Source organism: Agrobacterium vitis (assembly GCF_013426735.1).
GTDB lineage: Bacteria > Pseudomonadota > Alphaproteobacteria > Rhizobiales > Rhizobiaceae > Allorhizobium > Allorhizobium vitis_D.
Genome location: NZ_AP023276.1, coordinates 16,948 through 29,993, shown reverse-complemented (window position 1 = coordinate 29,993; position 13,046 = coordinate 16,948). Strand labels below are relative to the sequence as shown.

At 59.5% G+C, this 13,046-nt stretch carries 14 protein-coding genes; 3 read left to right on the top strand and 11 right to left on the bottom strand.

Features of this window, described 5'->3' with window-relative positions; translation table 11 throughout:
- Positions 1 to 3 precede the first annotated feature (3 nt).
- Both H1Y61_RS25675 and H1Y61_RS25670 read left to right on the top strand, forming a co-directional pair.
- Positions 4 to 1,026: a LacI family DNA-binding transcriptional regulator gene (locus H1Y61_RS25675; RefSeq protein ID WP_180575661.1), complete on the top strand. Its 1,023-nt coding sequence runs from the start codon at positions 4 to 6 to the stop codon at positions 1,024 to 1,026.
- 288 nt (positions 1,027 to 1,314) lie between these two features.
- Complete coding sequence (locus H1Y61_RS25670) at positions 1,315 to 2,118, top strand: hypothetical protein (protein ID WP_180575660.1); 804 nt, start codon at positions 1,315 to 1,317, stop codon at positions 2,116 to 2,118.
- A gap of 131 nt (positions 2,119 to 2,249) precedes the next feature.
- Here H1Y61_RS25670 and virB11 read toward each other — a convergent pair whose 3' ends face one another.
- The 11 genes from virB11 to H1Y61_RS25615 form a co-directional block, all read right to left on the bottom strand.
- Positions 2,250 to 3,251, bottom strand: a complete 1,002-nt coding sequence (virB11, locus tag H1Y61_RS25665) for a P-type DNA transfer ATPase VirB11 (RefSeq protein WP_174113266.1) — start codon at positions 3,249 to 3,251, stop codon at positions 2,250 to 2,252.
- The gene (locus H1Y61_RS25660) at positions 3,248 to 4,660 is read right to left on the bottom strand and encodes a TraB/TrbI/VirB10 family type IV secretion system protein (protein WP_180575659.1); all 1,413 of its coding nucleotides are present in this window, start codon (positions 4,658 to 4,660) and stop codon (positions 3,248 to 3,250) included. The genes virB11 and H1Y61_RS25660 overlap by 4 nt, the downstream gene beginning before the upstream one ends.
- A complete protein-coding gene (locus H1Y61_RS25655) occupies positions 4,653 to 5,483 on the bottom strand; it encodes a TrbG/VirB9 family P-type conjugative transfer protein (protein WP_180575658.1) in 831 nt (276 codons plus the stop codon). The genes H1Y61_RS25660 and H1Y61_RS25655 overlap by 8 nt, the downstream gene beginning before the upstream one ends.
- A 29-nt stretch (positions 5,484 to 5,512) precedes the next feature.
- The gene (locus tag H1Y61_RS25650) at positions 5,513 to 6,187 is read right to left on the bottom strand and encodes a VirB8 family type IV secretion system protein (RefSeq protein ID WP_180575657.1); all 675 of its coding nucleotides are present in this window, start codon (positions 6,185 to 6,187) and stop codon (positions 5,513 to 5,515) included.
- A 164-nt stretch (positions 6,188 to 6,351) separates the two neighbouring features.
- Positions 6,352 to 7,623 carry a TrbL/VirB6 family protein gene (locus H1Y61_RS25645; RefSeq protein ID WP_235681033.1) on the bottom strand — a complete coding sequence of 424 codons (1,272 nt, stop codon included), beginning with the start codon at positions 7,621 to 7,623 and terminating at the stop codon, positions 6,352 to 6,354.
- A gap of 1 nt (position 7,624) precedes the next feature.
- Positions 7,625 to 8,434, bottom strand: coding sequence for a type IV secretion system protein (locus H1Y61_RS25640; RefSeq protein ID WP_235681032.1), 810 nt, complete (start codon positions 8,432 to 8,434; stop codon positions 7,625 to 7,627).
- Entirely contained in the window at positions 8,431 to 8,568 is a 138-nt protein-coding gene (locus H1Y61_RS25635) for a hypothetical protein (protein ID WP_174113269.1), read from the bottom strand. Before H1Y61_RS25635 ends, H1Y61_RS25640 begins: the two co-directional genes overlap by 4 nt.
- On the bottom strand, positions 8,565 to 10,925 hold the full coding sequence (locus tag H1Y61_RS25630) for a VirB4 family type IV secretion/conjugal transfer ATPase (RefSeq protein ID WP_235681031.1): 2,361 nt from the start codon (positions 10,923 to 10,925) through the stop codon (positions 8,565 to 8,567). Before H1Y61_RS25630 ends, H1Y61_RS25635 begins: the two co-directional genes overlap by 4 nt.
- Complete coding sequence (locus H1Y61_RS25625; protein ID WP_174113270.1) at positions 10,918 to 11,196, bottom strand: VirB3 family type IV secretion system protein; 279 nt, start codon at positions 11,194 to 11,196, stop codon at positions 10,918 to 10,920. The genes H1Y61_RS25630 and H1Y61_RS25625 overlap by 8 nt, the downstream gene beginning before the upstream one ends.
- Positions 11,197 to 11,241: 45 nt before the next feature.
- Positions 11,242 to 11,571 carry a TrbC/VirB2 family protein gene (locus tag H1Y61_RS25620; protein WP_234903508.1) on the bottom strand — a complete coding sequence of 110 codons (330 nt, stop codon included), beginning with the start codon at positions 11,569 to 11,571 and terminating at the stop codon, positions 11,242 to 11,244.
- A 93-nt stretch (positions 11,572 to 11,664) separates the two neighbouring features.
- Positions 11,665 to 12,465 carry a lytic transglycosylase domain-containing protein gene (locus tag H1Y61_RS25615; protein ID WP_235681030.1) on the bottom strand — a complete coding sequence of 267 codons (801 nt, stop codon included), beginning with the start codon at positions 12,463 to 12,465 and terminating at the stop codon, positions 11,665 to 11,667.
- Between the two features lie 241 nt (positions 12,466 to 12,706).
- Between H1Y61_RS25615 and H1Y61_RS25610 the strand changes: the two genes are divergently transcribed.
- A complete protein-coding gene (locus tag H1Y61_RS25610) occupies positions 12,707 to 12,928 on the top strand; it encodes a hypothetical protein (RefSeq protein WP_180575656.1) in 222 nt (73 codons plus the stop codon).
- Positions 12,929 to 13,046 lie beyond the last annotated feature (118 nt).

The following is a 13,046-nucleotide window of genomic DNA, read 5'->3' as shown; positions in this document are numbered from 1 at the left end:
GTGATGAGACCAACAGCCAAAGATCTTGCTGAAGCAGCAGGGGTCAGTCTGGCAACTGTTGACCGCGTCCTGAACGAGCGGCCAAATGTCAGCAAAAAGGCATTGCAGAAGGTCAACGATGCGATTGAGAAGATCGGCTTTGTGCGCAATCCGGCAGCCGTCCTGCTCGCTCGCAACAAAACCTATCGTTTCCAGTTCGTCCTGCCGCAAAAGGGTGACGAATACCTGCGGGAATTGCTCGTTCGGGTGGAAGAAGCGGGCCAAACTGCGCGACAGGATCTTATGGACGTATCCGTTAAGCAGCTTGCAACCGATGATCCCTATCAGTTGTCGCGTTACTTGAGTTCGATTGACGAGCAAGCGGTGAACGGCATTGCGGTCATGGCGCCTGAGTCCCCACAGGTTCGAGATGCTCTTGGTCGCCTTATGGCGCGGGGTATTCAGGTTGTCCAATTTATGTCAGGTCAGGAGAACCTGCTGTCGGCTGATTTTGTCGGTGTAGATAACTATGCTGCCGGTGCTACCGCAGGCAGGCTCATCGGGCGCTTCCTTCCCGTCATGCCCGCCAAGATTATCGTGATTGCCGACACCATGGTTGCCCGCGACAGTATCGAGCGCCGGCGCGGGTTTGACAGCATTCTGAACGTGGATTTTCCGCATCTTCGAACGTTACCTTCGCTCGAGACGTATGGGGACGAGAAGCGGACAGCAACGATCATTCGCCAAGTGCTGGAGCACAATCGCGAAATTCGCGCAGCCTATATTATGAGTCCGGAATGCCGTGTCCCGATACTGGCGATCTCTGAATACGCGGACCCACGGGCGCTCACGGTCGTCGTCCATGAGCGCACGCCCTTCAGTGAACACGCGCTCCGCGATAACGTCATTGATGCGATCATTGCCCAGGACCCGGGCCATGCTGTCCGCAGCGCAATACGCATCCTGCGCGCCCGTACCGACATGCGCGCGCCGATTGCCTCTCAGGAAAAAATCAGAATAGAGGTTTTGCTCAAAGAAAACCTGTAGTTGGCCTCAAGCAGCAAAAGCGGCTATCGAAGCGCCGCGCGCCCTATGTGGGGCACAAAGATTCGCTGTAGCACTTTATATTTGTTGGGTAATTTTCTCTTCAAGCCAATTCCGGTTTAAAATTATCCAATATTCTTTGTATAAATTTGAAATTCACAACCATGATTTATGTAAAAACGTTTCATCTGTAGCCTTTATAATTTTAAATATCTGAATTTTACCGATACAATTGTTCTGAAAGGAATTCCTTTACAGTTTTCAATTCCGTTTACATCGATAGGAGCCGTTTTGGTTGATATTGAAACCTGGCGTAGACACGTAGCCAGAGAGAGCGTCGCGCAGGGAATGACCGAAGCTGACAGGCTTGCGGCACTCAATTCTGTCGAAAGAGAGGAAGACGATCTCAACAAGGCGATCGCGGAACATGAGGAGCACAGGCGTGAGCCCGCAGGTCCGACACGCGAAGAGGAGGAGGCCTTCGCTGAGGCCCATGATGTGGATGAGGGCGCCGATGAGATCCGCCGCGCCAATCAAGAATACTACAATCAATGGGAGGTGGATTCCGATGGCAATCACTATCCGAGAGAGTGGAGCCCGGATGACCGGCTGAACTATCAGGATTTTGACGATGGCATGTCGGTTTCGTCGGCTCAAGACAATCGCGATGCGAAAGACGCGCTCGATCAGCAAGAGTATCAAGAACAGCAAGATCGTGACCAGACGGCTGCGGAGCATCGTGAGCGCCAGGAGCGCGATCGAGGCGGCCCAACCCTCGAAGAAGAGCAAGCCTTTGCTGAAGCGCACCGATTGCCTCTGCATAAGGGAGAGGTCCAGAAAGGCATAAAGAGATCTGCTGACGACCTTCATGATGAAGGAGCACAGCAGCCGAAGAGAACCAGGATTCTGGGCCGCAATCCGGCACAACAGGAGCCTTCTCAGGCCGCTGCCGCGGTGAGCATGGCCGACCACACACCTCGCTCGAATGCTGCTGATCCCGCCACTCTCGCGAATGGCTCTCCAGAGCGATCCGGCCAACAATCACCACGCAATTTCGATCGGCCTTCTCGCTCTGAGCGCGGTATAAGCCGCTAGAGTTTGCCTTCGGAAAAGCGAAGCCCGATTTTCCCGAAAAGACAAACGAAAACAAAAGATCCTAGGGTCTGTCAGGTTCAATCCGAATCTGACAGACCCTCACTCTTGTGATAGCTGCACGACCCGGATGTTCACTCCAGATCCTGCGACGGCAGGTAGATTTCCAGCACGCCGCGTGCGCCATTGCGGCGACCGACCTGGATCACCAGGTCGATTGTCCGCTTGGCATAGGTGATGATCTCGCTGTGCGACAGCCGCACGCCGGAGCGCATCACCATCAGCGCCAGCCGGTCGAAGGCGAGCGCCGGACTGTCGGCATGGATGGTGGTGATCGCGCCGGGATGGCCGGTATTGATCGCCTCGAGAAAGTCATAGGCCTCGATGCCGCGGATCTCGCCGACGATGATGCGGTCGGGACGCATGCGCAGGCAGCTTTCCAGCAGTTTGGACGGCATGCGTTCCGATTTTTCTTTGCGGTCGGAGATCAGCCCAACCTGGTTGCGATGCGGCGGAAACAGCTCCTGCGCATCCTCGATGGTGATCAGCCGCTCGTTCATATCCATCATGGTGATCAGCGAACGGGCCACCGTGGTCTTTCCCGATGAGGTGCCGCCTGAAATCAGCACATTGAATTTTTCATCGATTGCCCGGCGAAACAGGCCCTGTAGGTCGCCGTCACGGGCCATTTTGGCAATCGCCTGGTGACGGGCCTTCCGCTCGTCATCGACGCGGATCTGCCCGCCTTCGACGAAATCGATGTCCTTGCTGGAAAGACCCTTGGACAGATATTTGCGGATCGACAGCGACACGCCGTGCTCGATGGCGGGTTCGATGACGACCTGGACGCGCTGCGGATTGCCCCAGACGGCGACACGACCGGAGACAATCGGGTGCAGCGCGCCGAGCGTGTTGCGGGTCTCGCCTGCCAGCTGCGCGCCCAGCCGTTTGATCGCGTGGGCTGACAGCGTCACATCGATCTCGTGCATGAAGGCCGCACCCGCCGCCTCGATAAAGATCGAGCCATTGGGATTGATCACCAGCTCATTGACCCGGTCATCGGTCAGATACTCCCGCAAGGGGCTGAGATATTGCTCCACATAGGAGATTTCGCGGTTGGGGGCGATGTAGCTCATCGGAACAACAGGTCGCGATTGACGAAAATACGGATTTCCTCGCCTTGTGGAATGCGGATGACCGGTGGCAGCGCCAGGTATTTTTCCAGAACACCGCTGGTCTGGTCGGAAAGATCACTGCCGGCATTGCTGGCGATCTCACCGCCGATATTGACGGTGGTCCCGGACGAGCCCGAACTGCCGCTGCTTTTGCTGGACAGGGCAGAGGGGATGGCGGTGATTGCACTGATCAGCATGGCAGCGCCAAACTTGGTGCCGTAGCGGTTATCGACATTGCCGAGCGTGCCAGAGCGGCCAAGCCGGTCCGTGCCTGTTGATCCGATGGCAATCGACTTTCCATCCGGGGTGATGGCCCGGTTCCAGGCAATCAGAACCCGCTTCTGGGCAAGATCGACATTGTTGTTGAATTGGCCGATCAGGATCGTGCCAGGCGGCATCATCACGCGGCTGCCGTCAAAGGAATAGACCGGCTGCATCACCTGGGCGCGGATGTTGCCGGGCAATTGGGTGTCGATGGCCGTTTCGAGAACCGCAGAAATAATCGTCCCCTGGACCACCATGCGCGAGGGGTCGGCGAGTTTTTGCGAGACCGAGGTCTGCACCACGCTTGAGGCGGCGGATTTCAGAAACCGCTGATTGGCGTTCAGATCTGCCGCCACTTCACCATCCGGTCCGACAGGCTGGGCGGACAGGCTGCTGCGCTCATCAACGATGACCGAATCGGATTCGCGCTGGCGTTTCTCAACCTTCTGCCGTTCCTTGGCACTGTTGGCGATCGCCTTGGCTTCCTCTTCGGCGCGGCGACGTTCCGCCTCCGCCCGCTCGGCCTGCGCCCGCAGCCTGGCATTCTCGTCGGCCATGGCCTTGCGCTCCTCCTCCAGTTTGCGCGCCATGCCATCGTTGTATTTCGCCAATATGTCCTTGATCTCGCTGGCCGACGGACCTGAGCGTTTGTTGCGCTCCATCTCCAAAAGCTTGTCCTGCATTTCCTTGAAACGCTGGTTCCAGGCGAGGTTCGGGTCTTCCGGCTTGATTTTTTCCGGCTCGGGGGTGGCGGGAACGATGAAGTCGAGGCGCGAGGGATTGTTGCGCTCGCGATCAACCTCCATGTCCACCGTCGAGGTTCGCGGCCCATCCTTGCCAACGATGCCAAGCATTTTCAGGGCGCCGGTGGGCCCGGCGATGAACACGAACAGAAATGCCGCGCCGCCGACCAGAGCCAGTGACGCTAATAACCTTGCCTTCCGGCTTCGTCCGGACAGGCCGGTTTGGCGCGTCCGCCGCTGGTTGAGCAACACCTCGCGTTCGGCGGCATGGCTTGCGTCGGTGTCGGCATTTGCCCGATGCTGGCGGTCCGGGTCGAGCCCGTCGTCCCTGCCGTCGTCTCGTCCTTTGTCATTGTCACTCATGAGAACCTCCTGGGGAACCTCCTGGTCTGGGCTCGACCTTGGTGCGCGAATTTGCCTGCACGGCATGTCCACGGGCGATGCAAACGGTCTGGTCGCCGATGCGCAGCACCCAGAAGTCGCTGGTGCCGTCAACGACGACCCGGCTGCCGAGCGTGCGGGAATTGATCAACTGTTCCTCGTTGCCGTGACCGACCTTGAAGATTGCCGGTCGTGGCGATCCCGGCGGCAGGAAGAAAGAGGTCTGGCGACCATTGTCCTGGACCCAGGTCGGGCGAAACTCCGCCTGACCGGACAGCATGTAATTGGAATCGATCCGCTCGGGCTGCGCCGGGCCGGAGGCCTGTTTCGGTTTCTTGTCAGCCGGGTAGGTAAAGACCGACCGCAGCGGTGGCGGTGCGCCGGCACTGTTGGAAAAATCGCCGCGTGAATGCAGTTCAAACGTGTAGACGCGACGGTCGGTATAGATCGTCATATTGGTTTCGGCGAAGGGGATCGTCGCCTTGATACTCACCACATGGCCGTTCTTCAGCTTGACGATTTCCCACGAGGCGCTATCGCCGATCAGAATTGATTCCACCTCTTCGCTATCGGAAAACTGCACCACGCTGACCGATTTCAGATAGAGATCGAGCCGGTAGATGCTGTTTTGGCCATAGGCGATATATTTGATCCTGGGATCGAGAGGGGCTGCTGCCACTGGCGCGGGCGATGCGGCCACCTGTTTGGCATAGGCGGGCGCTGTGGCAAGACCGGTTACCAGGCTGGCCGCCAGAGTGGCCGCAAGAATGGCCGAAAGCAGGGGGCCGGTCGTTGGCTTCACCATTACATCGCGTCCTGTTGGGATTGAGAAAGTCATCGCGTCGTCTCCGCATCGATCCGGTAACTCAGCACGCTGAAGCCGAGCGGGTTTTTCCAGACCTCCTCGAGCTTGGAATTGTCCTTGGGATGGAAGCCGTAGCCGACGGTGGCGACAAAGGTGCGCTCCGCAGTGCCTCGGCCTTTCTCCTCCCGGTATTTGGTGATCCGCACCCGGGCGAGATCCGGGGCATTGCGGCGTATGGCGGGGCTGATGGAGATTGATTTCACCACCACCCGCACCCGAACCTCACTGCCATAGACGGTCGGCGGATATTCGGCAGAGGACGCCGTCCACAGTTGTGCCAGGGTTTCCGCCGCATTGGCGGAGGACCGGGTCATGACATCCGGGATCCGCACCGCGTTGTCGGCTGGGTCGAAGGTTTCCCGGTCAACGACATAGGAAACCAGCTCTGCCTGCAACACCGCATCCTGCTGTTCGAGTGTCGCAGGGCGGACCTGGACGAGCTTTTCGGCCTGGCCGGTGGTCTTATCGACCATCACCACGAAGGGCTTGGTCTCGTTGAGCGGCAGGATGGCGACGAGGCAGCCCAGCGACAGCAGGGTGGCGATCATCGCTCCCACGGCAACCTTGGCCCAGTTGTTGCGCTGCTGCCTGAGGGTAAAGAAGATCTCGTCCTCAAAAGCGTTCTGAACATTCATCTTGGACATGGTGGCGCTTTACTTCCGAAATGGTGGCTTCTAGAGAATTTCCAGGAAAAGTGGGAACCGGTTTTCCGTCCGGAAACACGTGAGAACAAAGAGAATTTCCAGCAAAAGTTCGTTAAAACAGAGAGTTAGAGTATTCATGCGTTTCGATGAAACGCGCAAATGCACTAGTCGCGGTAGAGGTTCTGCTGTTCCGGCGACATCTCGCTCGACCCCTGCCCGGAGCCGGAGGACGATTGCCCGCTGGGTGAACGGAAAGACTGGTAGGCCGGGTTGGGGCTCATCTGGCCGGGACCGACCACTGCCTGTTCGCGCCGGTTCCTCCAGAACGCCTTTCTGTCATCGGCATGGCGGCGGAAGGCGGAGAAGCCGGTCATCATCGTATCCCGTTTCGATGCTCCCGAGCGGACAGCACCGGCAACAGCGCCAGCCGCATGCGCATATTTGCGCGGATCGGCCACCTGCCCCATGGCCCGCTGTGGCAGGCCCTGCATATATTGCTTGAGGTTGGTGGTGCCGCTCATCCGCCCGGCGGCACTGGTCATGCCGCGTGCGATGCTGGCGCCGCCCACAGCGACCGAAGCGGATGCGAGCGTCTGCGCCATGGTCGGGATGTGGAACAGCAGCACCAGGGCGGCGATCATCACGAAGACGAAGCCGAAGAACTTGTCCTTGTCGAGGCTGCTGGCGCCTGACGTGGCGAGCAGGTGGCTGGCGAAATACAGGACGATAGCCATCAGACAGCCAAGCAACAGCGGAATGACGGCAAATCCGATCAGCAGGCTGACCCAGCCCTGAAAATATTGCCGGGTCTTTTCCCACATGAACATCATGATGCCGAGCGGTGCCATGCTGATGGCGAGAATCAGTCCCACCTTGGCGATCAGCACGATGACGGCGGCGGCAGCGATGAATATGCCGCCGACAATAAGCACCACCACGCCAGCGAAAATGTTGCGAAACGTCTTGCCGAGATCAAGGATGGAGGTGTCGCGGAAGAAATCCCCGGCGATCCAGACGATGGCATGGCCGAATTCGTCCATCGCCGCATAGGTCTTGGCCTCGCCTGCCCCGGTGATGTTGGCCGGATTGAGAATGTCGGCCCGCAGTGTTTCGATGTCCTTTGCCACGGCTTCGACGACCAGGTTGGAATAGCCCTGGGTGACGCCGGTCAAGGCGTCGTAGATCGGGTTGAAATTGCTCCACACGGTCGAAAAGCTGACGACGATGATATAGGTGACGCCCCAGTTCAGATATTTCGAATAATGGATGCTATGCACCTGGAAGACGTGGTTGATGGCAATGAAAAGCAGCGCCACCACCCCGACCGATTTCAGCAGCACCTTCACCGGATCGGCGACCGCGGTGAAGACCGACTGCAAGTAATCGACTGTCGCGACATCGATTTGCGTGCCTATCGACTGGATAATGCCCATCATCTCACCTGTTGAATTGCTTGAGGCCTTCCAGCCAATCGGTCTCGCTGGCTTCGGCTGCCAGCGCCATGAAATAGGCGCTGACGATTGAGGTCACCGCCGCCTGGGTGCGGATGCCCTCGTTGGTCTGCTGGGTCAGTTCGATCACCGCCCGGGTGTTGATATCGATGCTGGTCTTCAGATCGGGGCTGGCTTCCAGGGCGGTGATATAGTCGTTCATCCGCGTCATGCTGGCATTGGCGCGCTTGTAGGAGTTCTCGGCGACAGCGCCGCCGATCACACCCTTGGCGGCCAGCTGGGCCAGCATTTTCTTGCTGAGCAGCTCGTCGTCCTTCAGCGCCAGCGCCTTGTCGAGCGAAAATGTCGTGCGGAATTTGTTGAAGGCATCGACCAGATCGGGCGGCCCCTCGACATTGCCGTTGAGGGCACCGTCGCCCATTTCCCGCAGCCCCTCGCCGCCGTCGCGTGCTTCCACATCGGCGGAATCGTTGAGGAGGGGAAATTCCTTCGGCCCTGTCTGGGCGTCGCGGATCAGGTCCAGCAATTGTCTCTGGCTTTCTGCCGAGCCAAACAGCTGGGCAATACCGCCTGCGACAGTCCGCGACAGTTCGACCACTTTCATAATCTGCTGGATCGCCACCTCGTCATAAGTCTCCTGGGCATCGTCCGGCTTAGCCGGGGCCGCTCCAGTGGCGGGATCGGGCGCGGGCGTCACCGTCGCCGTCTGCGCCACGGCAGTTCCGGTCAGGACGGCTTCGGATGGCACCAGCAGCAGGGTGCTCCCCAGAAGTGCAATGGCAAGGCGGTGGTTCACGATAGCATTCCTTCTGAGCGGTGATCGAGCCGCTCCCACACACAGGAGCAGTTGGTCTTGCGTTCGGCCGGAACCGACTGGCAGGAGGAGAGCAAGCCGAGCAGCAGCAGCAAAAGGACGGAGCGCACGGTCATTGCATCATCTCCAGGTGGAAATCCGGCCGGTCGCGCCAGCCCTCGGGGGCTTTTTCGCCGCGCCCTCCCCCCAGCACGTCAAGCCCGTTGCCGATTGCGCCGAGATCGAAATCCAGCACGACGCTGTCGCTGCCCGATTTCAAAAGCACCAGGTGGTTGTCGACATTGCTGATTTGCAGGAAGGTGCTTTCGGTGGGCGTCAGGTTGAGCGGCACGAGTTCCGCCTCGGTGTTGAAGGCGCTGGGATAGACCAGCCGGGTGACGGCGCTTTCGAGGATGGCATCGCCAGCGGCGCTGTTCTTGATATGGGAGACGCGCTGGGTCAGCAGCACGACGGCGACATTCTTCTTACGCATCGTCAGCATCCAGTCCTTCAGGCGGGCCTCGAAATAGGGGTCGTCCAGCAGTTTCCAGGCCTCGTCCAGCACCAGCAGGGTTGGTTGTTCGTCCTCGACCAGCCGTTCGATGCGGCGGAACACGTAGCTCAGCCAGGCGGTGCGGATGATGTCGTTGTCGAAGATCTCGGTGAGGTCGAAGGCCGTCAGCTTGTTGTCGAAAGCCAGCGGATCGACATCCCTGCCGCCGAACAGCCAGCCGAACTGGCCGACCTCGTCCCAGCGCCCGAGCCGGTTATAGAGATCGCCGTCATCGTCGGTTGCCCGCAACTGGCTGCGGAACTGCTCGAAGTTTTGCAGGCGTGTATCTGCCGTCGTGTTGGCCTGCACCGCATCGCTGAGCGCCTGGATCTGCACCGGATTGAGGCGGCCGCCATCGTGTTCGGCCAATGCCGTCAGCCAATCCGTCAGCCAGGCGGCGCCGCGCAGGTCGGCCTCGGCCCGCATCGGGTTGAAGCCGGTTTCCTCCCCCATGCGCACCGCCGAATAGCGGCCCCCCATCGCCCTCACCGCCATTTCAAAGCCGTTGTCCTTGTCGAACAGGATGACGCGGGTCTCCAGGCGCTGTGCCTGGCTGATCAGGAAGGCGGTGCCAAGGGTTTTGCCCGAGCCGGTCTGGCCGAGCACCAGCGAGTGGCCGACGGTGCGTTGTCCCGGCTTGCCAGGCAGGTGGAAGTTGAAGCGGAACGTTTCGCCGCGACCGGTCGGAATGATGGTCACGGCATCGCCCCACGGGCATTTTTCCGGCGGATTGCCCTTGGAGATCCCGTGCATGGCGCAGAGCTGGGAAAAATTGAGCGAGGAAATCATTGCCGGACGGGTGCGATAGGCGAAATTTCCCGGATGCTGGGCGAAATACACCGCCCGTGCCGAAAAGTTTTCGCGGACAATTGAGGCACCGGCATCCTGCATGGCGCGGGTGACATAGGCGACCGCGTCCTCCAGCTGCTTGGGGCTTGGGCAGAAGATGGCGATGCTGCAATGATGCTCGCCAAACACCACGCGGCCGGAGGCGACGTCGTCTTCCGCCTCCTCGAGCTGGGTCATCAGCGAGATGGCGGCGTCTTCGGCGGCGCGCATCTGCTTGCGTACCCGGGCAATCTTGCCCTGCGCCGAGATTGCGTCGATTGGCGTGAAACTTTGGGTGACGATGGTGTCGTAAGGCAGGTTGAGGCGGTCGAGAATGCCCGGATAGGTCTCGGTCGGATAATCCTTGACCGAGATGATCGTGCCGAACCGCTGCTGCGTCCGGTCGGGACCGCTGCATTCGAACATCCGGCCGCGAAAGGTCACCTGCGAGGTGGCAAGCAGGTCGGCGACCGGCGCGAATTTGGCGCCGGGAATGATGCGGCCGCTGGAGCCGTCGATGATGGTGTGCAGCAGGCCGAGCCAGCGACCGTCGGAAACGGTCAGCCGGGTTGGCCGTGCCTCGCTGACACCGACCATGCAGGTGTTGAGCAATTGGTCGAGGCGCAGCGCCCGCGCCATCACCTCCTGCCGGCTGTGGACGTCCTTGCCGCCGAACAGCGACAGGAACTTGGCGATGCGGCGCGGTGGCCGGATGACGATCGTCACCACGGTGACGCGGTCGCGCAGCCCGACATCCTGCAGGTAGCCCTGCCAGCGCCGGTCGATCTCCTCGTTGAAAGGATGGCCCTTGACCGGCGGCATGCTCGGCTGTGTCTCGACCGAGATCCGATGGATGTAATAGGCCATCGTGCCGCGCTGTTGAGCGATGAAGCGGGAAAACGCATTGCACAGCTCTGTCGTGTGGCGGTGATCGACGGTATCGGCGTTGATACCCTCGACGATGAACGAGCCCATCAGGTCGCCGTCGCGCAGCATCAGCGTCCCATCATCGACGACGCTGAGATAGGGAAGCCCGCTGACCAGCAACTCGCCCTTGGCGATGTGCTTTTCGGCGACGCTGCGGGTGGCGTGGGATGCGGGCGCCTCAAGCACGGTACACCAGCCCCTCGCCGCGCAGCAGCGCCGGGCTCATCCGGGTCTGCTGCACGGTGGCGATAAATACGTCGATGATCTTTGGATCATAGGCGGCCAGCGCCCGCAGCACGGCGTAGCCGGTACCACCGGCTACGATCAGATAGATGAACGAGCCGGTGAAGATGAAACCGAGCATGACCACGACCATCAACAAGACGAGATACATGATCGGCAGGCCAGCAAAGCTGACCTCGCGTGTCAGGCCGATGAAAAGTGGGGTATTTTCCATGGTGATGCTTCCAGTTTCAGGGGGATCTATGGATGGCTGCGGGTGTCAGCTTGCGGACAGTCCCTGGACGAAGCTGGCGCCGCCGAAGACGATCGCGATGCCGATGATGACGGCAACGGCAAAGGTCCAATCCATTCGCCCGGTCATGAAGGAAAAGCCGATGGCGATCACCGCCAGCGCGGCGACGGCAATGCCTATCTCCCCGGTAATCGCCTCGACAATCGCATCCAGGAAGGTGGTCACGCCGCTAAAATCCTGTGCGGCGCTCGGATGCACCGACAGCAGGAACAGGCCGGTGACCATGACGGCGAACCGCATGACCCGTCTGTCTGTCAGCAATGCTGTGTAAGGTTTGAGTTTTTCGAAGATCGTCATAGTTGGCCTCGATGGTAACGGTTGGGTTGGCAATGGGTTTTCACTTCGGGACTTGAGAATTGCGCGGGGATCGATCTGGCTGGACATCCCCCTCTAGTCATAGGCAAGCGTGGCGCTATTGACGGGGCGGTTCAGGCAATCGGCGCGCGCACGTTGCGGCTCTGGCATCTGACCTTGAAAGGCCATCCACAGATCCGGCCGCTGCCCGTCGTCTTGCTGACCGGTTGTGTTATAGGCCAGGGCATTGACGGCTAGGTCGGGCTCGGATCTGCGCGGCGTCCGTTCAACCGCCTGGATGATGTCGGCCACATATTGCCGTGTCTCGCGATAAGGTGGCACGCCGCCGTAGCGCGAAACCGCGCCCGGGCCTGCATTATAGGCAGCGAGCGCCATGGCCGGCGAACCGAACTGGTCGAGCATCGCGGTCAGGTAGGTGGCCGCGCCCTCAAGGTTTTCACGAGGCGAAAACACGTCGCAGACGCCGAGGTCCCTTGCTGTTGCCGGCATCAACTGGCCGAGCCCCTTGGCGCCCGCCGACGACACGGCGCGGGGCCTGAAATTGCTCTCGCGGTGGATCATGGTGGTGAACAGGGCCACGAAGGCATCGCGGTCGAGCTGCGCACGGATGACGCCCGGACGGCGGGAATAGGATAGTGCCACCTCTGTTGCCATCGTCCGCATGCGCTGTTGCTCGGCAGACCAGCTCTGGCCCATTCTTTGTGCGCGCGGCAGCGCCACACGGGTCATTGGGCGCTTGCCGAGTGACCTGGTTGCAGCCAGTTCGTCCAGGATCACCGCGCTTGTCGCTGTTGTGGCCGGCTCGGCGGCGGCAGGTGCCGGATCGTCCTCAGTCACCGACGGCATGCCGAGTGACGCACCGTCGCTGATCGGCATGATCTCACCATTTTCAGCCTGCTCAAAGATTGCTGACAGGGCTGTTTGGGGTGAGATGAGCATTGTTGCAGATATAAAGGCGCAATTTATCGACAATGCGCAAACATATCTAACGGTATTATGGCTTTTTAACACAATAGACATCTGTCTATCCTTGGATATTTATCGCAAATAAAGCATTTGTATATTGAAGCGATAGTTCATTTGTATGTACTAAGAGAATTTATGGGTTGAAATGTCAATGATTACATCAATTGCAATTGTAACGTGGGGCGGATCGATTGCCGGTCGTACATTGCCGTTGTCACGGATCGGGGCCTTTGCAGAGCAAAGCCTTGCAGCGCCGATCGGCTCGAATGAAATCAACGCATTGCCGATGACGGAAGCGGACGGCCGCGTCAAAAAAACCACCTGCGGATGCGGTGCTCTCACGGCTGCCAACCATGGCGAATGCTACAGCTGAAATAGCTTTGTCATGGAAAACCCACAGGCAGACGTTGAAGCATGGACACAATGCCCGTCGTTTTTGGCATCGTGGCATGCGTCCTATGACAATTGTGACAGTACCACCTGACGTCTAC

Coding starts and splice junctions, on each gene's coding strand:
- H1Y61_RS25610 (WP_180575656.1), top strand. CDS start 12,707: ATGATTACATCAATTGCAATTGTAACGTGGGGCGGATCGATTGCCGGT.
- H1Y61_RS25625 (WP_174113270.1), bottom strand. CDS start 11,196: ATGGAAAATACCCCACTTTTCATCGGCCTGACACGCGAGGTCAGCTTT.
- H1Y61_RS25650 (WP_180575657.1), bottom strand. CDS start 6,187: ATGTCCAAGATGAATGTTCAGAACGCTTTTGAGGACGAGATCTTCTTT.
- H1Y61_RS25660 (WP_180575659.1), bottom strand. CDS start 4,660: ATGAGTGACAATGACAAAGGACGAGACGACGGCAGGGACGACGGGCTC.
- H1Y61_RS25615 (WP_235681030.1), bottom strand. CDS start 12,465: ATGCCGATCAGCGACGGTGCGTCACTCGGCATGCCGTCGGTGACTGAG.
- H1Y61_RS25675 (WP_180575661.1), top strand. CDS start 4: ATGAGACCAACAGCCAAAGATCTTGCTGAAGCAGCAGGGGTCAGTCTG.
- H1Y61_RS25655 (WP_180575658.1), bottom strand. CDS start 5,483: ATGGTGAAGCCAACGACCGGCCCCCTGCTTTCGGCCATTCTTGCGGCC.
- H1Y61_RS25645 (WP_235681033.1), bottom strand. CDS start 7,623: ATGATGGGCATTATCCAGTCGATAGGCACGCAAATCGATGTCGCGACA.
- H1Y61_RS25620 (WP_234903508.1), bottom strand. CDS start 11,571: ATGACGATCTTCGAAAAACTCAAACCTTACACAGCATTGCTGACAGAC.
- H1Y61_RS25635 (WP_174113269.1), bottom strand. CDS start 8,568: ATGACCGTGCGCTCCGTCCTTTTGCTGCTGCTGCTCGGCTTGCTCTCC.
- virB11 (WP_174113266.1), bottom strand. CDS start 3,251: ATGAGCTACATCGCCCCCAACCGCGAAATCTCCTATGTGGAGCAATAT.